Origin of the sequence: Halobacterium sp. CBA1132, from assembly GCF_001485535.1 — an archaeon.
In the GTDB taxonomy this organism is placed as follows: domain Archaea; phylum Halobacteriota; class Halobacteria; order Halobacteriales; family Halobacteriaceae; genus Halobacterium.
In genome coordinates this window covers 85,759-105,252 of record NZ_BCMZ01000001.1, presented here as the reverse complement: position 1 = coordinate 105,252, position 19,494 = coordinate 85,759, and the positions used below count along the sequence as shown (strand labels likewise).

Below are 19,494 nucleotides of genomic sequence, written 5' to 3'. Positions count from 1 at the left end.
AGCCGGACACATGCACACCACTTCTGCGGACGGGACGGAACTCGAATACGAGACGCGCGGCAGCGGCCAGCCGCTCGTGCTCGTCCACGGCACCAGCGCGCGCGAGGAGAGTTTCCGCCGCCTCGTCCCCCACCTCGAAGACGACTTCGAGGTGGTGACCTACGACAGGCGCGGGCGCGGCACGAACCGCACGGAGCGAGCGAGCGGCGACTACGACCTCTCGAAAGAAGTAGCGGACCTGCAGGCGGTCGTCGAATCAGTCGAGGGGACTCCCGTCGTCTTCGGGCACTCGTTCGGCGGGCTGACCGCGCTCGAAGCCGCCGACGGGATGGCCGTCGACCGCCTCGTCCTCTACGAGCCGTCGATTCTGTCGGGCGAACCACACGGCGGTGACCTCGCGGCGCGAATCCGCTCCCGTGTGGCGGCCGGCGACCCCGCGGGCGGGGTCGAAGCGTTCTTCGAGGCCGTCGGCGCGAACCACCTCGTCGGCGGGCCGGTGGTCGAGCAGGCCGCCGAAATTGTGGACACTGTCGCCCGCGAAATCGACGTCGTGGAGAACTACGAACTCGGGGACCCGGAGACGGGCGTGCCGACGCTGCTGCTCGCCGGCGAGGACGGCCCCGACCACCTGCAGGCGGCCATTCGCGCGCTCACGGAGCGACTGGACGACACCGAGCGCGTGACGCTCGCCGACACGGGCCACCTCGGGAACAACACCGCACCCGAGCGAGTGGCGGCGGCGATACGCGAGTTCGCGGCTTAGTCCGCAATCAGACCGGCGACCGCGCCCGCAATCGCGCTGTCGACAGCGAGCAGGCCGAAGGCGACGAGCGCGAACGCGCCGAGACTGAGCGTGAGCAGTCCGGCGGGCAGCAGGCCTGTCGCCGAGAACACGACCCCCAGTACGAGCACGAGGATCGCGACAAGGACGCCGCCGAGCGCGCCCGCGAGGAGGCCGTGGACGGCGCCGCCCCAGACGCCGTCGTCGGCCATCCAGCCCGCGACGAACCCGCCGACGAGGCCGGCCGCCGCGTGCCCGATTCCCGGTAGCGCGAACGCGAACACGCCCAGTACGAACTCCACGGCGAACCCGGTGAGGACCGCGCGCCAGTTGACCATACGGGAGGAACACGAGCGAGACCGAAAAGCCTCGCGGGCGGCCGTCGGCGCCGATACGTGGCCTTTTACGTCTCGCAGGCCTACTCCGGGGTATGATTTTCGAGAACCTGCCGACGACACCGACGTCGGAGGAGCTCCTCGACAAGGCGTTCTCGCGGGCGGCCCGGGCCGGACGCGCGAAGGGCGGCTACGAGGCCCAAGAGTCGATGCTGCAGACGTCCTCGAACATCCTCGGGGACAACCTCCGCAACGTCGTGACGGCGTGGCCGGACTTCGACTCCGTCGACCCGTTCTACTACGAACTCGCGGACGCCGTGCTGCGCAGGGAGTTCGACGACGACCGGGGAATCGACGCGCTCCGCCAGCACCTCTCCGAGATTTCGTGGGCGGCGAGAAAGACCCACGACCTCGGCCGCGAGTACATCGGGAAACTGCCGCGCGGCGACACCGACTCGATGCGGAAGGTCCGCAAGCAGGGGTTCGCGCGCATGGGCTCCGTGATGGACCAAATCGAGGACGACCTCGACGCCGTGGGACGCGCCCGCGACGCGCTGAAGAACCTCCCCGAGATCGACCCCGACGACCCGACCATCGTGGTCGCGGGCTACCCGAACGTCGGGAAGTCGTCGTTCGTCAACGCCGTCTCCACGGCGAAAATCGAGACCGCCGAGTACCCGTTCACGACGAAAGGCATCGAGGTCGGCCACCTCGACGTCGAGCGCGTGCGCTGGCAAATCGTGGACACGCCCGGCCTGCTCGACCGCCCTGCCGACGAGCGCAACGAAATCGAGAATCAGGCCGTCTCCGCGCTCGCGCACGCCGGCGACGTCATCCTGTTCTTCGTCGACGCCAGCGAGACGTGCGGGTACATGCTCGACGACCAGCGCGCGCTCCGCGCGGAGGTCGCCGACCAGTTCGGCGACGTGCCGCTGGTCACGGTCTGCAACAAGGCCGACCTCTCCGAGGACGTGGCGGCGGACTGCTACATGAGCGTGCAGAACGGCGAGGGCGTCCAAGAGACGCTGGACGCGGCGGTCGAAGCGGTCGGCTACGAGCCGACGCTCCCCCACGAGGAGTGAGTCAGCCGGCGCGCTCGCGGTAGACGTACCTGAGTTCCAGTTCGATGTCGTGGTTCGTCGTCGCGGCGACGCGTTCGTTCAGTCGCTCGTAGAGTTCGGGGTAGTCCGCGCCGGGCGGCACCCCGACGGTGACGACGACGCGCTGTGGCTCGCGCTGAATCAACCCCTGTTCGTACTCGTAACTGGTGTCCAGCAGCGCGGCGTCCGCGTACTCCGACTGCGAGAGGGTGTCGCCGAGGGCGTCGTTGATGGCCTGTTCCTCGGTGGCCGACTGGTAGGACGTGTACGTGACGCCGCCGAGGAACGCCGAAAGCACCACGATGGCGACGGCGAGCGCGGCGCCGCGCTTCAACAACGCCGACCGCGCCTGTCCGACCTCGAAGAACCGCTGCGGGCGGTACCCCGAGTACCACAGCACGACGAGCGCCGCGAGGTTGATGGAGAGCACGTTCACCAGCACGAGGACGCCGGACCCGACGGCGAGCGTCGGGACGCCCCACGCGATACCGATGCCGACGGTGGCTGCCGGCGGAATCAACGCGACGGCGATGGCGACGCCCACCAGCGCCGAGGAGACGCCGGTCATCAGGCTGAACACGCCCGCGACGCCGGCGCCGAGCGCGACCACCAGCGAGAGGAAGTCCGGGCGCAAGCGCTCGCTGACCTCCGAGAGCGACAACACGTCTAAGCCGGGTGGGACGACGTTCGTGAACTTCACGAAGAACGCGAACGCCGCCGCGCCCACCACGGCGAGCACGACGCCGACCAACTGGAGGTAGACGCCGCGACGGAACAAGTCCTCGTCGTCGACGACGGTGCCGACGCTGGCGGACATCGCGGGCCCCAGCAGCGGCGCGATGACCATCGACCCGACGACCGTCGCCGGCGAGTCCAACAGCAGGCCCGCCGTCGCGATGATGGTGCTGACCAGCGTCATCACGACGTACGTGAGCCGCGACGGTGCGAGGTCCTTGGCGCGCGCGACGAGTTCCTCGCGCGCGATTTTGTCGCCGTTCTCCTCCTCCTCGGTGTAGCGCTCTTCGAGTTCGTCGAAGTGCCTGGAGACGACTGTCTCCGCGCTCAGGACAACCGTGTAGGCGTCCTCTGAGAGGCCCGCCGAGCGGAGCGCGTCCAGCGCGTCCTCGACGCCCTCGGTAGGTATCGGGAAGTGGACGACGGCGTTGTAGTCGCGGCCGCTGGTCTCGTCGCTGACCACGTAGTCGATACCCTCCTCGTCGAGCGCGTCGAGGACGGCCTCGCGTTTGCCCGTCGGAACGGTTGCCTGAACGAGTCGCACGACTGCGCGTTCACGCGGGCGAAAGAAAAGCGTTCAGGCGACGGTGTCAGGCGACGGTCGCGTTGTACGTCACGCGCACGCCGGCCGTGACCGTGACCGGCCCGGACTCCACGGACGTCCCGGACACCGCGGCGCCGGACGTGAACGCGGCGGTTTCGACGCGGTACGCGCGGTAGTCGGTGTTCGTCGAGACGATGGTGTGGGTGTCGGTCACCGAGAGCCCGCCGGCGTCGGCGAGCGTCTGCGCGCGCGTCTCGGCGTTCCCCATCGCGTTCGTGAGCGCGTCCTGGTAGAGGGTCTCGCGCTTCTCGTCGGAGAGCCCGAACGAGACGCCGTCGACGCGGTCGGCGCCGTTGTTCACCGCGGTGTCGATGACCTCGCCCGCCGCGTCGATGTCCTCGACAGTGATTTCGAACGCGTGCGTGCCGACGTACTGGCCGCGCTCAGTTCCCTCGGGCGTCCGTTCGATCTCCTGCCGGATGTCGAAGTGCGCGGTGCGGACGTTCTCCGAGGGGATGCCGTCCGATTCGAGCGCCGACCGCATCGTCTCGACGCGCTCGGCGATCTCGTCGCGGACCGCCGACGAGTCGTTCCCGGTCGCCGTCACCGCGACCCGGACGACCGCTTGGTCGGGGGACGCCTCGACGGTCCCGTCCGCGGAAACCGTAATCGACTGTCCGTCGGGCGCTGCCTGCCCGGCGGTCGCCGACCCGCTCCCGAGCGTCAACGCGCCGGCGACCCCGGCGGTCACCAGGAGGGCTGTACCGAGGACCGCAATCAGGACTGTTTGCTGTCGCATCACACGACCACCTACGACGCCACCCCCTATCAACCTCGCTCAGAGTGAAACCGTCGTTTGAGCGCGCGCCGGACGCGGGACTTAACCCCAGTGACCGGCTACACGCGGTATGTTCGACACCCGCCCCGACCGAAGCGACGAGGTCGTCCTCGTCGGCCGGTCGAACGTCGGTAAATCCACGCTCATGCGCGAGATTACCGGCCACAGCGTCGCGACCGGGCAGAAGCCCGGCGTCACCCGCAAACCCAACCACTACGACTGGGCCAGCGACGACTTCGTCGTCACCGACCTCCCCGGCTTCGGCTTCATGTCCGGCGTCGAGGACGACGTCCGCGAGCGCATCAAGACCGACGTCGTCCGCTACCTCGAAGACAACGCCGAGAACATCATGGTCGGCGTGCTCGTCCTCGACGGCAAAGCCGCCGTCGACATCATCGACCGCCACACCAGCGACGAAGAAATTCCCCACGTCGTCGAACTGTTCTACCTCCTCGAAGACCTCGGCATCGCGCCCGTCGTCGCTGTCAACAAGATGGACAAAGTCGACGACCGCGACGAACGCCTCGACGACGTCGCCGACCGCCTCGGCCTCCACCCGCCGTGGAAACAGTGGCAGGACACCATCGCCCCCATCGCCGCCAAACACGAACGTACCAGCGCCTTCGACGACGCCGTCCGCACCCACCTCGAAGCCGAGAAACGCGACGACCTCAAGAAGTTCTTCTGAGGTACCTTTTGCTGCGGTCGCGCGCCTCCGGCGCGCTCTCTGCTCACGGGCGCGGAGCGCCCGTTCGCACGGCCAGCGAGACCTCCGGTCTCGCTCGGCTGGCAAAAGCTACGCTAAAAGCGCTCCTCGTCGTTCGAAAGACGGCTCCGCCGTCTTTCGTGATGACGAAAGGCGCGAAGCGCCTTTCGAACCACTCCCTACGGTCGCTCGTCGGCCTCCACTCGTTCGCTGCGCTCACTCGTGGAGTGAACCGCGAGCGCCGTATGGCGCTCGCGGATGCTTGCTCGTCGGTTACGTAGGTTCAAGTAGGAGAGCGGAGCCACCCCTGCGCGTGACCTGACAGTCGCCGCGGGCCGGCGGACGCGGAACGGTGGCGGACCGGCTCGCGGATTCGAACGCCGCCTGCGAGCCACAGCCGTCGCTGACTCGTTCTGAGACGGGCGACTCGGGAGAAAGGCCTCGTCACAAGGGGCTCGGAGGGGGTAACTCCTCGTCACCGTCGCCCGGGAGTTCGGTAGGGGCTCCCGGGAGAAGAGCCTTTCACTCCCAGTCGGGCCAGCCGCGGTGCTCGTCGGTAACCGGCGCCAGCGCCCGTACGTGCCCGGGTGGCCGGCGTGTCCGGTACCGCCGGGGCTTTTGTGAGGGGCGTCGAAGGTCGAGTATGCACGCGTTCGCGGTGCCGGAGTTTCCGGAGGTGCGTTCGGGCGACAGTCTCGCTGACCTCGTGGCCGAGCGCGCCGAACTGGAAGACGGCGACGTCGTCTGCGTCGCCAGCACGGTCGTCTCGAAAGCGGAGGGGCGGACGGCGTCCCTGTCGGACTACCCGGCGGGGCCGCGCGCTCGCGAGGTCGCCGACCGACTGGCCGACGTCACGGGCGAACAGAAGGACCCGCGGTTCGCGCAGGCCGTCCTCGAAGAGTCCGTGGACCTGCTACTGGAGGCGCCGTTCCTGTTGACCGAGACCGCGTTCGGTCACGTCGGCGTGAACGCCGGCATCGACCGCTCGAACACGGGCGGCGCGGAACTGTTGTTGCTGCCCGAACGCCCCGCGGAGAGCGCGGAGCGCATCCGCGAGGGGCTGGACGCGGACGTCGCCGTCGTCGTGACGGACACGTCCGGGCGGCCGTTCCGGCACGGCCAGCGCGGCGTCGCGCTCGGCTGGACGGGGATGCCGGCTTCTCGGGACTGGCGCGGAGAGACCGACCGCGACGGCCACGAACTCGAAGTGACCGTCGAGAGCGTGGTGGACGAACTCGCGGCGACGGCAAACCTCGTCTCCGGGGAGGGCGACGGCGGCACGCCGGTGGTCGTCGTGCGGGAGTTCGAGTTCGGCGACCACGACAGCAGCGAGGAGCTGTACCGAGAGGTCGACGGTGACTTCGTGCGGCAGGCGCTCCGGGGGTGGGAGTATGCGCGGAATTGAGTTGACACCGGAAATCCCGGTTTCGGAGGTCGCGTCGCTGGCGGCGAACGCGGAGGCAGCGGGCTTCGACGCGGTGTTCGCGTCGTGTCACTACAACAACCGCGACCCGTTCGTGGCGCTCGACCGCGTGGCCGAAGCGACGGAGACCGTCCAGTTGGGTCCGGGCGTGGCGAACCCCTACGACACGCACCCCGTGAAACTCGCGTCGCAGGTGGCGACCGTCGACGAGGTGAGCGGCGGGCGCGCCGTGCTGGGGTTGGGCGCGGGGGACGCGTCGACGCTGCGGAACCTCGGCGTCGAGCGGGAGCGGCCGCTCCGGCGGGTGTTGGAGGCGATGAAGGTCTCGCAGGACTTGTGGGCGGGCGAGCGCGTCGACCACGACGGAACGTTCGTCGCGCGGGACGCCGGCCTGAACTACGAGGTCGGCGAGGTTCCGGTGTACGTGGGCGCGCAGGGCCCGCACATGCTGCGGATGGCGGGCAAGCACGCCGACGGCGTGCTGGTGAACGCGAGCCACGAGAAGGACCTCGCGTGGTCGGCCGACCGCGTCGCGGAGGGCGTCGAGGACCGCGTGGTCGACGGGGACGTGGACGTGGCGGCGTTCGCGTCCGTCTCGATTGCCGAGGACGCGGACGCGGCGCTGGAGGCGGCGCGGCCGCCGGTGGCGTTCATCGCGTCCGGTGCGGCACCACCCGTACTGGAGCGCCACGGTATCGACGCCGAGCGCGCCGAGGAAATCGGGGAGTTAATCGAAGCAGGGGAGTTCTCGGCCGCGTTCGCGGAAGTCTCCGAGCGGATGCTGTCGGCGTTCTGTATCGCGGGCGACCCCGAGGACGTTGCCGAACAGTTGGGGGGCGTCGGCGAGCACGTCGACAGCGTGGTGGCGGCGTCGCCGCTCGGCCCCGACCGGGAGAAGGCGGTGTCGTTGCTCGCGGACGCGTTCGACGCGGCGGGCGTCTAATTAGTGGCGCTGGGTGGCGGTGTCGGGGACCAGCGATTCGACGAGCGCGCCGAGCGCGAGCGCGCCGAAGCCGCCGGCGGCGAGCGTGACGAGGGCGCCGCCGACGAGGACGAGCGCGGCGGAAATCGGGTCCGTGGTGGCCGCGGTGAGGATGTTCTCGGCGAGCGAGACGGCGTTGTCGATGAACCAGACCATGTGCGGCCGTGTGTGAGCCGGTACCTTAGGTGCTCCGGGACGGTTATGTCGGTCCCCGCCGAACGAGCGGGTGTGTCCGACGACGCCACCATCGACGCGTTCACTCGCGACGAACCGGAGTCCGAACACGAGGACGCGGACGCGGCGCCGGTGACGAGTTCGTGGGGCGACGCGTCGGTCTGTGAGTCCTGCGGGGAGGCCGCGGGCCGGCGCTGGCTGGACGACGGCGAGCGCGTGTGTACGGCCTGCAAGCGGTGGTCGTGAACCGGCACTGTCGCGTGTGACCGAGAAACATACAAGTGATTGCTCTCCTACGGTCCCACAACTGACGACCGCCGCCCGGCGCTCGCACACCATGACAGATGCACACGACACCCACACCGTCGCCGATTCGCGGGGCGGCGCGACGACCGCGATGTCGGTCCCGGACGCCAGCGACCTCGCGGGCCGCGTCGTCGAGAACATCGAGACGGTCATCGTCGACAACCGCGACGCCGTCGAGCACGTTCTGACCGCCGTCCTCGGCGGCGGTCACGTCCTCCTCGAAGACGTGCCCGGCGTCGGGAAGACGATGCTCGCGCGGTCGGTCGCGCGGTCGTTCGACGGCGACTTCCGGCGCGTGCAGTTCACGCCCGACTTGCTGCCGACGGACGTCACGGGCGTGAACGTGTTCAACGAGAAGACGCGGGAGTTCGAGTTCCAGCCCGGTCCCGTGTTCGCGAACGTGCTGCTGGCGGACGAAATCAACCGCGCGCCCCCGAAGACGCAGTCGTCGCTGCTGGAGGCGATGGAGGAGGCGCAGGTGACCGCGGACGGGGAGACGCGCGCGCTCCCGGACCCGTTCGTCGTGGTGGCGACGCAGAACGCCGTCGAGCGCGACCGCGCGTACGAACTGCCGGTCGCGGAGCTGGACCGCTTCATGAAGAAGCTCCGGCTGGGCTACCCGGACCGCGAGGGCGAAATCGACGTGCTGGACCGCGCGGTCGGCGGCCACCCAATCGACGACATCGAGGCCGTGGCGTCGGTCGAGGACCTCCGCCGCGCCCGCGCCGCAACCGCGGGCGTGGAGGTCGCCCGTCCCGTCAAGGAGTACGTCACGGAGTTAGCGCGGTACACCCGCGACCACGCCGCGCTCGGCGTCAGCCCCCGGGGCTCGATTTCGCTCCTCCGGGCGTCGCAGGGCCGGGCGGTGCTCGACGGCCGCGACTACGTGGTGCCCGACGACGTACAGGCGGAAGCCGAGCCAGTGCTCGCGCACCGCATCCGCGCGGAGGCCGGTGGGACGCTCGGCGGGGAGCCCGCGCGCACGCTCGTGCAGCGCGCGCTCCAGCGGGTCGACGTGGAATAGATGGCGTCGACGAAGCTCACGCGCCGCGGGAAGGCGGTGCTCGCGGTCGCCGTGGTCGGCGCGGCGCTCGGGTACGCGTTCGGCGGCCGCAGCCTGAACGCCGTCGTCGTGCCGGCCGCCGCGCTCCTCGCGGTGACGCGGCTGTACGTCCACTCGTTCTCGGAGCCGACCGTCGAGCGAACCGCACCCAGCGAGGGCTACCAGGGCGACCGGCGGACCGTCGAACTGGTCGTGGACGCGGCGCGGCCGTACCCGGCGACGATACGCGACCGACTCTCGGACGGTCTGCGAGGCGACAGCGAGCGGAATTCGGAGACCGACGGCCGCACACTGACCTACGACATCGAACTAGCCGAGCGCGGCGTGGACTCCGTCGGGCCGTGTTCGGTGCGCGCGACCGACCCGTTCGGGCTGTGGACCGTCGGCTTCGTCGCGGGCACGCAGGAGCGAGTGACCGTGTTCCCGCGCGTTCACGCGCTCCGGGACACGGCGGCGCTGCTGTCGGGGTACGTGGGCGTGACCGACGACCGAGAGCAGTTCGCGGGCGTCCGCGAGTACGAGCGCGGCGACCCGCTGCGGGACGTCAACTGGAAGGCGTCCGCGAAGCGACCGAACGAGTTCGCGGTCACCGAGTACGCCGGCGAGGGCGCGACCGACCGCGTAGTGGTCGCAGCCGAAGCAATCGGGCCGCGCGCGGACTCCGTCGCGGAGGCCGCCGCGAGCGTGGCCGTTCACCTCCTCGACGCGGGCGTCGCCGTCGGCGTGGCGACCGCCTCAGGGAGCGTCGAACCCGCGCACGGCGACCCGCACCGACGGCGGTTGCTCGGCGCGCTCGCGGCGTTCGAGCGCGGGCGGCTCCCAACTCACCTGCGCGAGGACGCCGACGTGGTCGTGCGAGCGCCGGAGAGCGGCGAACACGTCGTGGTCACCGTCGGCGGGACGGACTACCGGTACGCGGAGTTCGTCGGTAGCGGCGCCGGACCGGAGCGCGCGGATCGCCGGGAGCAGCCAGTGGGCGGGGAGGTGTCGGCGTGAGCACCGCGCGCGTCCGGGCCGCTGTGGGCGGCGAGTGGACTGTCTCGTGGCGGAACGCGGCGACAGGTGGCTCCGTCGCCGTCGTCGTCGCGGCGTACCTCTCGGTCCTGTACAGCGTCGTCACCGTGGTCGGCGACCCGACGCTGTTCGTCGCGGTGGTGGTCGGCGCAGTCGCGCTGGCCGGCGTGCTCCGGGCGCTCCCGAGCGCGTACGCGGTCGGTCTCGCGGCCGCGATACTCGTGGGTGGACTGGCGCTGTACCTGTCGACGGTCCCACCGGCGTACCTCGACGCGCTGTCGCCGCTGCGCGTCGTCGAAGACGCGGTCGCGTTGCTGACCGGGTACTCGGTGTTGCGGATGCCCGCCGCGGGCGCGTGGGCGACCGCAGTCGCACCAGCGCCGACGTTCCTCGCAGCGTACCTCGCGCTCCGGGGCCAGCACGCGCGAGCGACCGGGGTCGCGGCCGCCACGCTCGGATTCTTCGTGTTGACCGGAGACAGCACAACGACCACGACGCTCGTCGGGGTGCTCGGCTCGGCGGGCGCGCTCGGGTTCGGAACGCTCGCCGAGCACGCCGCGAGCGCGCGACAGACGCAGGTGGTGACGGTCGTGCTCGCGGTGATGATAGTCGGGTCCGCGACGGTGACCGCGGTGCCGGGCGGCCAGTCGCCGCTCGTCCCGGCGTCGTCGTCGAATCCGAGCGCGAGCAGCCTCGTGAGCGCGGACAGCTACGTCGGCGTCGGCGGCAGCCTCGACCTCGACCCGCGCGTGCAGTTCGTCGTCGAAGCCGACAGTTCGTCCTACTACCGGGCGGGCGTCTACGACCGGTACACTGGCGAGGGGTGGGTGCGGACCGCAGATGTCGGTTCGGCGCCGCTCCCGGCGCCGACCGGGGAGCGCGTCCGCCAGCGCGTCACCGCCGAGCGAACGCTCGACGTGCTGCCGTCCGCTGCCGTCCCGCAGTCGGTGCGCGGCATCGACGCCGAGGTGAGCGAGGGCGGCCTCCTCGTAGACGGGCCGACGCTTCGAGAAGGCGACAGCTACGTGGTCGAGAGCCGGCGGCCGGTCAACGACTCCGCCGTCCTCACGCGCGAGACCGGAGAAGTGCCCGATAGCGTGGCGTCGACGTACCGCCAGTTGCCGGACAGCACGGACGACCGCGTGGTCGACCTCGCGGCGTCGCTGACCGCTGGCGCGGACTCGAACTACGAGCGAGCGGTCGCCGTCGAAGGCTGGCTGGAAGTGAACAAGAACTACTCGCTGGACGCCCCCAAGCCCGACGGTGACCTCGTGACGGCGTTCGTGCTCGGGGAGACGCCGGGCTACTGCACGTACTTCGCGAGCGCGATGACGGTCATGCTGCGCTCGCAAGGCGTGCCCGCGCGGTTCGTCACGGGCTTCACGCCCGGCCAGCAGGTCGCCGACGATGAGTGGGTGGTGCGGGGGCTGGACTCGCACGCGTGGGTGGAAGTGTACGTGCCGGACCGCGGGTGGGTGCGCTTCGATCCGACACCGAGCGCCGAGCGCACGAGCGTCGAGCAAGAGCGCGTGGAGGCGGCTCGCGACGACGGGACCGAGGGCGTCGACGCAGCGGGCAGCGAGAACGGCACGTGGACGCCGTCGGACGACACGACTACGACGACCACGACGGCGACCGACGAGACGGTCGTGAGCGGCGAGTCGGACGCACCGACGGAGCAGTCGGCGTACGGCGTCGGGAACCTCGAAGGCGGTGCGGACCCCGCGAATGTGACCGCACCGACCGGCCCGGACACGGCACCGGGCGGCGGTAGCGGCCCGACGCTCCCGCCCGCGTCGAAGCTCGTGGTCTGGGGCGTGCTCGCCGCCGGCGTCGTCGCTACGGCGCGATACACCGGGGCAACCGAGCGCGCGTACCGGGCCGTGTGGCTGCGTTGGCTGCCGCGCGGCGACCCGCGCGCGGAAGTCGAGGGCGCCTTCGAGCGCGTGGAGTACGTCCTCGAACGCCGGTACCGCGAGCGCGAACCCGGGGAGACGGTCCGGCGCTTCGTCGCGGACGTGGCGACCGACGAGCGCGCCCGCCGGGTCGCAGCCCTCCGGGAGCGAGCGCGGTACGCCGGTCGCGTCGACGCCGAGGACGCCGCCGAGGCGAGACGGCTCGCGCGGTCGCTGGCCGCCGAAAACAGCCGCCTGCCCGCCCCTCGGCGATAGTGTTTAATAGGCGGATTTCGTACGCACATCTGTAATGTCTGAGGTGTGCTCGACGTGCGGGTTGCCCGAGGAACTCTGCGTCTGCGAAGACGTCGCTAAAGAGTCCCAGCAAATCGAAATCCGCATCGACGAGCGACGCTACGGAAAGGAAGTTACCGTCATCGAAGGATTCGACCCCAACGACGTCGACCTCGACAGCCTGTCGTCGGACCTCAAGTCGAAGTTCGCGTGCGGCGGCACTGTCGAGGACGGCGAAATCGAACTCCAAGGCAACCACTCGGGGCGCGTGGAGGACTTCCTCCGCGACAAAGGCTTCAACGTCGCCTAACTCGCGCGTCGACGACCACCACTTCTCACTGCACTCGCGTCGACAGCCGCAGCGCTGGGCAGGACAAACGCGAAAACTACGACGTAGCGCTCAGAAGGGAGACTCGGTCGGTGATTCGGTGTCCGGGCCTTCGTCGTCGGATTCGCTGGCGACGACGTCGCCCTCCCAGCCGGTGATGCCGCTGGCGAGACTCTCGACGCGCGCGTCCTCGCCGAGGCCCTCGTAGGACTGCACGAGGCGCGCAGCCTGCACGCTGGCTTGGCCGTGCGGGCAGACCGTGACAACGCGGTCGGCGCCTTCGAGCCGGTCGACGGACTGTGGGAGTTCGCCGAACGGGATGTTCTCGCTGTCCGGGATGTGGCCGCGCTCGAAGGCCGCCCGCGGGCGGATGTCGACGACGCGGACGTCCTCGCCGTCGTCGAGGAGCGCTTCGAGTTCGTCGGCGGAAATCTCGCCGTCCATGTCCCTTCGGTGGGTCTGCGCGGAGTTACGGCTTGCGGTCGGGGAAACGGGCGAGTCAGAGGTAGCCATCGGCCTGCGCCAACAGCAAGCCCTCGATGGTGGCGTCGTTGGCGGGCGGTGCGCGCGCCACCGACAGGGCGTCCTCGACGGGCACGCGCTCGACGGAGAGGAATTCGTTGTCGTCGAGGTCGTTCCCCACTTCGGTCAGCCCCTCGGCGAAGACGATGCCGCGCTTGTGCCGGAGCACGCCCGTCGCCGTCCAGAACGACTCCAGAAAGTGGACGTCGTCGGCCTCGTAGCCCGTCTCCTCGCGGAGTTCGCGGCGGCCAGCCGAGACGTACGACTCGCGGTCCGGGGTGGGTGCGACGTCCGCTGTTTCTTCACTCGATTCCTCTACGATTCCTGCAACCAATTCCATGCACTGCTCGCGAATCGTCGGCCGGTACTGGTCGACGAACAACACGTCCCCGTCGTCGACGGCGACGACGACGACCGCGGGCGGGAGGGCCGCCCAGTAGTAGTCTTTCAGCGAGCCGTCGGGCTGTTCGACGCGGTCGTAGCCGCCGTCGTACCAGCTCGTCTCGTACTCGGTCACGGCGTCGACGACCGGCCAGTCGTGGTCGCGCATAGCCGGCCGTACGCGCCCGCCCACAAAGCCTTCCAGGGACGCAGGCCGCCGGGAACAGCCTTTTCCCTCCGAGGGGCGGACGAACACGCGAGATGAGTGGGGGAGAGCTCTCGAAGACGGCGGGACGCTATCTCAGTGCTATCCTGCTCGTGTCGGCCCGCGAGGAGCGACCCGCCAAGACCGGGGAGGTCGCCGACCGTCTGGGCGTCGACCCGTCGACGGTCACCGAGCGCGTGGCGGACTTCGCGGAGCGCGGCCTCGTCGACTACGAGCGCTACGAGGGCGCGACGCTCACCGGCGACGGCGAGGCGGTCACGCGAGAACTCATGTGGAAGCAGTGCCTCGTCGAGAACTTTACGGGCGACGACCTCGGTCTCGACGGCGTCGACAGCGCGTCCATCGGCGACGCACTCTCCGAGGACGCCGCTCGCGCGCTCAAGCACCACATCGACCACCCCTGCACGGGGCGGTGTTCGGCGCCCGACGCTGACTTCGCGGAGTGCTGTCCGGAGTTTCAGGTGTCCCGGTAGCTCAGAGCGCCGGCTCGTAGAATTTGCTGAACGCGATGCGGCGAAGCGTCGCGACGGCGGCGTCGGGCTCGTTCTGGAACGTCGTCACCACCAGCGCGTCCGCAAACGGGACGTAGTGCCACGCAGCGTTGTCCACCTCGCTGCTGCCGTTCTCGTGGACGTCTGCGTCCGGGTGGTCGGCTCTCGCAGCCTCGAACTCCTCGTAGTCGCCGACCGAGACTTCCAGCAGCGACGCGAACATAGCTTCGCGGGCGGCGCCCACGACGTCGCTGGTGACGCGCTCGTCGTACTCCTCCTTGGAGAGCTCCATCGCGCGAGCGACTTCGCGGGTGACTGTCTGTGCGGCCGGCCCGACGCCCTCGAAGCGCTCGCGGACCGCCGCTTCGGTCTGCGGTGCGAGTACGCCACGCGTCTCTGTCATACCCGTGCGGTCGGCCCGCACTCCCTACTGGGTTTCGGAGTCGTCGTCCTCGTCGGTGTCCGGGGCGGTGACCGTGGACTCGCGGAGCTCCTCGGTGAGTTCCTGCGCGTCGTCGAGAATTGCGGCGGCCTCCCCGGAGAGGTCGACGTCGCCGCGCTGTTCGACCGCCGGCATCTCGTGGCCGTGTGGCTCGGTCACCGTCTCGGTGTCCGTCTCCTCGGCGTGCGGCGTCACGTCGGGCGCCAGCGACTCGGGGTCGCGGTCCTCCCAGTCGGAGACGTTCTCGTCGAGCCACGACTCGTGGTCGCCGCCGCGGACCAGCGCCGTGAACGCGAGGTGGTTCGCGAGGTGTTCGCCGTCCGCCTCCTCGACGCCGCAGACCGGACACTCGTAGCCCATACGAACAGCGAGGTGCTACCGCGTGAAATACCCTACCCTACTCGCTCACGGCTGACGCCGTTCGCTCCGGTAGAGTAGGGCTTCCTGCTTCCACGACGCGCTTTGCAGATACAGGCGTATCCACAGGGAGCGCAGTCTCCACAGGCGTTCGTTCGGAGTGTCCCACTCCTACATCTTGTAGACCGCGAGAAAGAATGTTCCATGCCGCATTCGCGTCCCTGTCCGCCTCAAACCCGCAGGCGGGACAGGCGTGTTCACGGACCCACAACGGCTTGTCGGTCGAAACGCCGCACGACGCGCACTCTTTGGTCGTTCCTCTCGGGTTGACCGCCACGAAGTGCGTTCCTTCACGCTCGCACTTGTATTCGAGCAACAAGAGGAACGTCCGCCACGCGGCAGACGCAGTGTTGCGGCTGTTCGACGGACTTTCCATCATCTCCTTCACGTTCAGGTCTTCGACCGCCACGAGGTCGTACTCGCGAGCGTAGTAGTTCGAGAGTTTGTGCAAGAAGTCGCGGCGCTTCCGTCGGAGGTCCGCGTGACACTCCGCAACGCGCCGCCGTTGCTTCTCGTAGTTGTTCGACCCATATTGCTTCCGCGAGAGCTTCCGCTGCTCGCGCTCCAAGCGTTCACGCTCGTCGGAAAGATCGAGCGACCCGACCGCCGTGCCGTCGGTGTCGTGGGCGTACTTCAGAATTCCTACATCGATACCGACGCACTGATCGGGATTCTCAGGTGGTTCGGGCGGTTCACGGTCCATTTGGACGCCGAAGGTGGCGAACCACTCGCCTGTCGGTTCCTTCTTAACCGTGACCTGCTTGAGTTTCGCGTCGTCGGGGATGGCGCGGTGGAGCCGAATCGGGATGTCTCCGAGTTTCGAGAGTGACAGCACAGCCTGACCGCCCTTCTTGTCGAGCTTGAAGCCAGACTGACTGTACGTGAAACTCCGATACTCGCGTGGGGGCTTCCACTTGAGGTGGCCGACACCGTAGCCGTTCTCCTTGAGCTTGGAGAGGCCTTTCAGGTTATCGAACAGCCGTTCGACGACGGTTTGGAGTACCTTCGAGTAGACGTCCGAGAGGTCGTCCCACCATCCCTTGAGGTCGGGGAGTTCCGACCGTAGCGTGGTCATGGACGGCAGTTCACCGTGTTCGTCTTGGTACTCGTTGAGACGGTAGAGCGTGTGGTTGTACAGCTGCCGACAAATATCGCGGTGGCGGTCCAACTCCTCGTAGTGGGCGTTGGACGGCTTGAGGCGGTACTTGTAGGCGTAGTACATTCTACTCGCGTTGGTCTTCGACGTACTGTTTCAGCACATCTAGCGACACCTGCCCTGTTGAGATGAGGCAGTACGAGTCGTTCCAGAACGAGTCTCCCCACAGTTCGGTCTTCAGTTCGTCCGCGTACTCGTTGCGGATACGGCGAGCGGTCGCGCCCTTGACCGTGTTGATGAACTTCACGAGGTCCGTGGTGGGTTTCGCTCGGAACAGGATGTGGACGTGGTCGTCCTCGCCGTCGAGGTTCGTCAGTTCGACGCCGTAGTTGTCCGTGAACCCGCTGATGACCCCGCGAATGAATTGGGTTCGCTCCTCGGTGAGCACTCCGCGCCGATACTTCGTGGTGAGTATCAGGTGGTAGTGCAGGGAATACGTCGAATGCGCTCCCGAATCGAGGACGTACTCCATTGGGTTCGGTCAATACTATATTACCCTATTGCAAAACCGTTGTGATTGCGTGGGCCTGTAGGCCTGCCACCGAATTGTGTATGAGAACTGTGCGGCGCTGTATCCCCTCCCTGCTCGCGCCTCCCGTTCGGTCGGCGCTCGCTGAGGAAGGGGGCTTAGCGCCTCAATTCAGCTAAAACGCGTCACGGTCTTCGAGGTTCGCCACAAGTACGTAGGCGTCCTCGCCGTCGGAGTAGTACTGCGGGAGCGTGCGCAGGTACTCGAAGCCGTGGTTCTCGTAGAGGTTCATCGCAGGGTCGTTGCTCCGCCGGACTTCCAGTTTCACGCTGCGGACGCCCTGTCGCCCGAGCGCGACCAGCGAGCGCTGCAGCAGCGCCGCGCCGATACCCTCGCCGCGGCTGTCGGGGCGCACCGCGATGTCCTTGACGTGGCCCAGCGGCTGGCGGTGGTTCGGAATCGTGTCCGCGACGACGAAGCCGGTGAGTTCACCGTCCGCGGCGACGGGGCCGCCGGTCTCGCTGACGAGGAACGCGGGCGTCCCGACCTGCCGCTCGAACGCCGAGTACGGCCACGGCTGGTCGAAGACCTGTTTCTCGATGCCGAAGACGTCCAGCAGGTCCGCGCGGGTCGCCTGCCGGATAGCCGTCTCCGAATCGGGCGGGGCGACAGTCGTCACGCCACACCCTAAGCACACCGCGGATAAAGGAGCTACGGCCCCAGCACTCCGCGCGGCGCCGCTGCTGGGCGCGCAAAAACAAAGAGAGAGAGAAAGTCGAGAGCGTTAGTCGTCGGCGGAGCTCGTCGCGCCACTGTCGCCGTGGCGCTGCTTCGTCAGCGAGAGCTTCCCGCCGGCCGCGAGCGTGCGGCGCTCGCGTTCGGACGCGTCGAGGTAGGCGGTGGCCTCCCAGTCGTCGTTCACGCGGATGGTGAACTCCTCCTGGCCGGACTCGACGCCCTCGCGGGCGTCGTCGACGATTTCGACGTCGTCGCCCTGCTCGATGCGCTCGTAGGTCTCCTCGTCGATGGTGAGCGGAATCAGGCCGAAGTTGAACAGGTTGGCCTTGTGGATGCGCGCGAAGCTCTGTGCGAGCACCGCTTCCACGCCGAGGAACATCGGGCACATCGCCGCGTGCTCGCGGGAGGAACCCTGACCGTAGTTCTCGCCCGCGACGAGCACGCCGTGGTCGGACGCCTTCGCGCGCTCGGCGAACGTGTCGTCGATGCGCGAGAGCGTGAACTCCGAGAGCCGCTCGATGTTCGAGCGGAACTTCAGGATGTCGGAGGTCGCCGGGATGATGTGGTCGGTCGTGATGTTGTCGCCCATCTTCAGGAGCGTCTCACCGGAGACGTCCTCGTCGATGGGGTCTTTGACCGGCACACTGGAGATGTTCGGGCCCTTGATGAGGTCGTCGTCGATGGCCTCGTCGGGCGTGATGATGTCCGGGTCGTCGGCGCCGTAGCCCGCGGAGTACTTGTCCGCGAGTTCGAAGCCGGGCGCTTCGAGGTCGCCGAGTTCGTCGGCGAGGTCGCGCGGGTCCACGATTTCGCCGGTGATGGCCGCCGCGGTGGCGACTTCCGGCGAGCAGAGGTACACCGAGTCGTCCTCGATGCCCGAGCGGCCCTCGAAGTTCCGGTTGAACGTCCGCAGCGACACGGAGTCGCTGGCGGGAACGTGACCGATGCCGATACAGGCACCGCAGGTCGCCTCGGAGAAGTTGACGCCGGCCGCCATCATCTCGGCGGTCCAGCCTTCACGGGCGAGCATCTCGGAGGCCTGCTTGGAGCCGGGCGCGACGATCATCTCGGTGCCGGCGTTGATCTGACGGCCTTCGAGCATCTTCGCGGACGGCAGGATGTCCTCGTAGGCGCCGTTCGTACAGGAGCCGACGATGACCTGCTCGACTTGTTCGCCCTCGACCTCGCGGACGGGGACGACTTCGTCGGGCATCGACGGTTTCGCGACGAGCGGTTCGAGGTCCGAGAGGTCGACGACGATTTCGTCGGCGTACTCGGCGTCCTCGTCGGGGCCGAGGTCGACGAACTCGTCCTCGCGGTCGAACTGCGCGAGCCACTCCTCGGTCTTCTCGTCGGTCGGGAAGATGGAGGAGGTGGCGCCCAGTTCGGTGCCCATGTTCGTGATGGTGGTGCGCTCGGGCACCGAGAGCGTCTCCACGCCCGGACCCGTGTATTCGAGCACCTTGCCGACGCCGCCCTTCACGGAGAGGCGACGGAGGAGCTCGAGGATGACGTCCTTGGCGGTGGCCCACTCGGGGAGCTCGCCTTCGAGGCGGACGTTGACGACTTCCGGCATCTCGACGTGGTAGGCGCCGCCGCCCATCGCCACGGCGATGTCGATGCCACCGGCGCCGATGGCGAGCTGACCGAGCCCGCCGGGGGTCGGCGTGTGGCTGTCCGAACCGAGGAGCGTCTTGCCGGGTGCGGCGAAGTTCTCCTTGTGGACGTTGTGACAGATGCCGTTCCCGGGCCGGGAGAAGTACGCGCCGTACGTACCGGCCGCGGAGCGCAGGAAGCGGTGGTCGTCCGTGTTCTTGAAGTCGAACTGATAAGTCTGGTGGTCGCAGTACTGGGCCGCGAGCTCGGTCTGGACTTCGTCCATCTCGAGGGCCTCGAACTGCAGCCAGACCATCGTCCCAGTGGTGTCCTGGGAGAGCGTCTGGTCGATCTCGATCCCGATTTCCTCACCGGGCTCGAGGTCGCCCTCGACGAGGTGGTCGTCGAGGATTTTCTCCGTAATCGTCTGTCCCATAGCGTCCGAAGATGCACCTTCGAAGATTATAAATCCCGCGTGTTTCAGGAACGTCCAATTCTCCTATTACGCGGCCTAACACCTAATTTGAAGCGTGTGAAC

At 68.5% G+C, this 19,494-nt stretch carries 23 protein-coding genes; 11 read left to right on the top strand and 12 right to left on the bottom strand.

The annotated features are described in order from the left end of the window. The first annotated feature begins 10 nt into the window (after positions 1-10). Positions 11-763: an alpha/beta fold hydrolase gene (locus tag AVZ66_RS00525; RefSeq protein WP_058980768.1), complete on the top strand. Its 753-nt coding sequence runs from the start codon at positions 11-13 to the stop codon at positions 761-763. On the opposite strand, the gene AVZ66_RS00520 is transcribed toward AVZ66_RS00525, so the two are convergent. Continuing rightward, positions 760-1,119: a DUF5518 domain-containing protein gene (locus AVZ66_RS00520; RefSeq protein ID WP_058980766.1), complete on the bottom strand. Its 360-nt coding sequence runs from the start codon at positions 1,117-1,119 to the stop codon at positions 760-762. The two genes, AVZ66_RS00525 and AVZ66_RS00520, sit on opposite strands and share 4 nt — an antisense overlap. Before the next feature lie 92 nt (positions 1,120-1,211). Between AVZ66_RS00520 and AVZ66_RS00515 the strand changes: the two genes are divergently transcribed. Then, complete coding sequence (locus AVZ66_RS00515) at positions 1,212-2,198, top strand: NOG1 family protein (protein WP_058980765.1); 987 nt, start codon at positions 1,212-1,214, stop codon at positions 2,196-2,198. Between the two features lies 1 nt (position 2,199). Here the strand turns inward: AVZ66_RS00515 and AVZ66_RS00510 are convergent, their stop codons facing one another. After that, positions 2,200-3,495: a TIGR00341 family protein gene (locus AVZ66_RS00510; protein WP_058980764.1), complete on the bottom strand. Its 1,296-nt coding sequence runs from the start codon at positions 3,493-3,495 to the stop codon at positions 2,200-2,202. Positions 3,496-3,541: 46 nt separating this feature from the next. Beyond that, positions 3,542-4,294, bottom strand: coding sequence for an SIMPL domain-containing protein (locus AVZ66_RS00505; protein WP_058980761.1), 753 nt, complete (start codon positions 4,292-4,294; stop codon positions 3,542-3,544). Between the two features lie 109 nt (positions 4,295-4,403). On the opposite strand from AVZ66_RS00505, the gene engB reads away from it, so the two are divergent. From engB to AVZ66_RS00490, 3 genes are all read left to right on the top strand, one after another. Further along, a complete protein-coding gene (gene engB / locus AVZ66_RS00500; RefSeq protein WP_058980760.1) occupies positions 4,404-5,021 on the top strand; it encodes a GTP-binding protein EngB in 618 nt (205 codons plus the stop codon). Between the two features lie 661 nt (positions 5,022-5,682). Further along, positions 5,683-6,444, top strand: coding sequence for a coenzyme F420-0:L-glutamate ligase (locus AVZ66_RS00495; RefSeq protein WP_058980757.1), 762 nt, complete (start codon positions 5,683-5,685; stop codon positions 6,442-6,444). Then, on the top strand, positions 6,431-7,405 hold the full coding sequence (locus tag AVZ66_RS00490) for a 5,10-methylenetetrahydromethanopterin reductase (RefSeq protein ID WP_058980755.1): 975 nt from the start codon (positions 6,431-6,433) through the stop codon (positions 7,403-7,405). Before AVZ66_RS00495 ends, AVZ66_RS00490 begins: the two co-directional genes overlap by 14 nt. Here the strand turns inward: AVZ66_RS00490 and AVZ66_RS00485 are convergent, their stop codons facing one another. Further along, positions 7,406-7,600, bottom strand: a complete 195-nt coding sequence (locus AVZ66_RS00485) for a hypothetical protein (protein ID WP_058980753.1) — start codon at positions 7,598-7,600, stop codon at positions 7,406-7,408. A 72-nt stretch (positions 7,601-7,672) separates the two neighbouring features. On the opposite strand from AVZ66_RS00485, the gene AVZ66_RS00480 reads away from it, so the two are divergent. From AVZ66_RS00480 to yciH, 5 genes are all read left to right on the top strand, one after another. Next, positions 7,673-7,864, top strand: coding sequence for a hypothetical protein (locus AVZ66_RS00480; RefSeq protein WP_058980752.1), 192 nt, complete (start codon positions 7,673-7,675; stop codon positions 7,862-7,864). Between the two features lie 91 nt (positions 7,865-7,955). Further along, a complete protein-coding gene (locus AVZ66_RS00475; RefSeq protein WP_058980749.1) occupies positions 7,956-8,948 on the top strand; it encodes a MoxR family ATPase in 993 nt (330 codons plus the stop codon). Further along, on the top strand, positions 8,949-9,983 hold the full coding sequence (locus tag AVZ66_RS00470; RefSeq protein ID WP_058980748.1) for a DUF58 domain-containing protein: 1,035 nt from the start codon (positions 8,949-8,951) through the stop codon (positions 9,981-9,983). Further along, positions 9,980-12,172, top strand: coding sequence for a DUF3488 and DUF4129 domain-containing transglutaminase family protein (locus tag AVZ66_RS00465; protein ID WP_082678732.1), 2,193 nt, complete (start codon positions 9,980-9,982; stop codon positions 12,170-12,172). Before AVZ66_RS00470 ends, AVZ66_RS00465 begins: the two co-directional genes overlap by 4 nt. A 34-nt stretch (positions 12,173-12,206) precedes the next feature. Next, positions 12,207-12,500: a stress response translation initiation inhibitor YciH gene (gene yciH / locus AVZ66_RS00460; protein ID WP_058980746.1), complete on the top strand. Its 294-nt coding sequence runs from the start codon at positions 12,207-12,209 to the stop codon at positions 12,498-12,500. A gap of 90 nt (positions 12,501-12,590) precedes the next feature. Here the strand turns inward: yciH and AVZ66_RS00455 are convergent, their stop codons facing one another. Then, positions 12,591-12,962, bottom strand: coding sequence for a rhodanese-like domain-containing protein (locus AVZ66_RS00455; RefSeq protein WP_058980743.1), 372 nt, complete (start codon positions 12,960-12,962; stop codon positions 12,591-12,593). A gap of 55 nt (positions 12,963-13,017) precedes the next feature. Further along, the gene (locus tag AVZ66_RS00450) at positions 13,018-13,590 is read right to left on the bottom strand and encodes an NUDIX hydrolase (RefSeq protein WP_058980742.1); all 573 of its coding nucleotides are present in this window, start codon (positions 13,588-13,590) and stop codon (positions 13,018-13,020) included. A gap of 92 nt (positions 13,591-13,682) precedes the next feature. On the opposite strand from AVZ66_RS00450, the gene AVZ66_RS00445 reads away from it, so the two are divergent. Next, positions 13,683-14,120: a metal-dependent transcriptional regulator gene (locus tag AVZ66_RS00445; protein WP_058980740.1), complete on the top strand. Its 438-nt coding sequence runs from the start codon at positions 13,683-13,685 to the stop codon at positions 14,118-14,120. 1 nt (position 14,121) lies between these two features. On the opposite strand, the gene AVZ66_RS00440 is transcribed toward AVZ66_RS00445, so the two are convergent. From AVZ66_RS00440 to AVZ66_RS00415, 6 genes are all read right to left on the bottom strand, one after another. After that, on the bottom strand, positions 14,122-14,541 hold the full coding sequence (locus AVZ66_RS00440; RefSeq protein ID WP_058980738.1) for a DUF5809 family protein: 420 nt from the start codon (positions 14,539-14,541) through the stop codon (positions 14,122-14,124). A 24-nt stretch (positions 14,542-14,565) separates the two neighbouring features. Continuing rightward, a complete protein-coding gene (locus tag AVZ66_RS00435; protein ID WP_058980736.1) occupies positions 14,566-14,940 on the bottom strand; it encodes a DUF5810 domain-containing protein in 375 nt (124 codons plus the stop codon). A gap of 37 nt (positions 14,941-14,977) precedes the next feature. After that, on the bottom strand, positions 14,978-16,219 hold the full coding sequence (locus AVZ66_RS00430) for an RNA-guided endonuclease TnpB family protein (protein WP_058980735.1): 1,242 nt from the start codon (positions 16,217-16,219) through the stop codon (positions 14,978-14,980). Between the two features lies 1 nt (position 16,220). After that, positions 16,221-16,625, bottom strand: a complete 405-nt coding sequence (gene tnpA / locus AVZ66_RS00425; protein WP_058980733.1) for an IS200/IS605 family transposase — start codon at positions 16,623-16,625, stop codon at positions 16,221-16,223. Between the two features lie 172 nt (positions 16,626-16,797). Then, positions 16,798-17,301 carry a GNAT family N-acetyltransferase gene (locus AVZ66_RS00420; protein WP_058980731.1) on the bottom strand — a complete coding sequence of 168 codons (504 nt, stop codon included), beginning with the start codon at positions 17,299-17,301 and terminating at the stop codon, positions 16,798-16,800. Positions 17,302-17,406: 105 nt separating this feature from the next. Continuing rightward, positions 17,407-19,392, bottom strand: coding sequence for an aconitate hydratase (locus AVZ66_RS00415; RefSeq protein ID WP_058980729.1), 1,986 nt, complete (start codon positions 19,390-19,392; stop codon positions 17,407-17,409). Positions 19,393-19,494: the final 102 nt, after the last annotated feature.

Bases quoted from the DNA above. Each gene is read 5' to 3' on its own strand.
- tnpA (WP_058980733.1), bottom strand. From the start codon at position 16,625: ATGGAGTACGTCCTCGATTCGGGAGCGCATTCGACGTATTCCCTGCAC.
- AVZ66_RS00455 (WP_058980743.1), bottom strand. From the start codon at position 12,962: ATGGACGGCGAGATTTCCGCCGACGAACTCGAAGCGCTCCTCGACGAC.
- AVZ66_RS00485 (WP_058980753.1), bottom strand. From the start codon at position 7,600: ATGGTCTGGTTCATCGACAACGCCGTCTCGCTCGCCGAGAACATCCTC.
- AVZ66_RS00415 (WP_058980729.1), bottom strand. From the start codon at position 19,392: ATGGGACAGACGATTACGGAGAAAATCCTCGACGACCACCTCGTCGAG.
- AVZ66_RS00505 (WP_058980761.1), bottom strand. From the start codon at position 4,294: ATGCGACAGCAAACAGTCCTGATTGCGGTCCTCGGTACAGCCCTCCTG.
- yciH (WP_058980746.1), top strand. From the start codon at position 12,207: ATGTCTGAGGTGTGCTCGACGTGCGGGTTGCCCGAGGAACTCTGCGTC.
- engB (WP_058980760.1), top strand. From the start codon at position 4,404: ATGTTCGACACCCGCCCCGACCGAAGCGACGAGGTCGTCCTCGTCGGC.
- AVZ66_RS00440 (WP_058980738.1), bottom strand. From the start codon at position 14,541: ATGACAGAGACGCGTGGCGTACTCGCACCGCAGACCGAAGCGGCGGTC.
- AVZ66_RS00445 (WP_058980740.1), top strand. From the start codon at position 13,683: ATGAGTGGGGGAGAGCTCTCGAAGACGGCGGGACGCTATCTCAGTGCT.
- AVZ66_RS00515 (WP_058980765.1), top strand. From the start codon at position 1,212: ATGATTTTCGAGAACCTGCCGACGACACCGACGTCGGAGGAGCTCCTC.
- AVZ66_RS00450 (WP_058980742.1), bottom strand. From the start codon at position 13,590: ATGCGCGACCACGACTGGCCGGTCGTCGACGCCGTGACCGAGTACGAG.
- AVZ66_RS00470 (WP_058980748.1), top strand. From the start codon at position 8,949: ATGGCGTCGACGAAGCTCACGCGCCGCGGGAAGGCGGTGCTCGCGGTC.
- AVZ66_RS00430 (WP_058980735.1), bottom strand. From the start codon at position 16,219: ATGTACTACGCCTACAAGTACCGCCTCAAGCCGTCCAACGCCCACTAC.
- AVZ66_RS00525 (WP_058980768.1), top strand. From the start codon at position 11: ATGCACACCACTTCTGCGGACGGGACGGAACTCGAATACGAGACGCGC.
- AVZ66_RS00475 (WP_058980749.1), top strand. From the start codon at position 7,956: ATGACAGATGCACACGACACCCACACCGTCGCCGATTCGCGGGGCGGC.
- AVZ66_RS00495 (WP_058980757.1), top strand. From the start codon at position 5,683: ATGCACGCGTTCGCGGTGCCGGAGTTTCCGGAGGTGCGTTCGGGCGAC.
- AVZ66_RS00490 (WP_058980755.1), top strand. From the start codon at position 6,431: ATGCGCGGAATTGAGTTGACACCGGAAATCCCGGTTTCGGAGGTCGCG.
- AVZ66_RS00435 (WP_058980736.1), bottom strand. From the start codon at position 14,940: ATGGGCTACGAGTGTCCGGTCTGCGGCGTCGAGGAGGCGGACGGCGAA.
- AVZ66_RS00520 (WP_058980766.1), bottom strand. From the start codon at position 1,119: ATGGTCAACTGGCGCGCGGTCCTCACCGGGTTCGCCGTGGAGTTCGTA.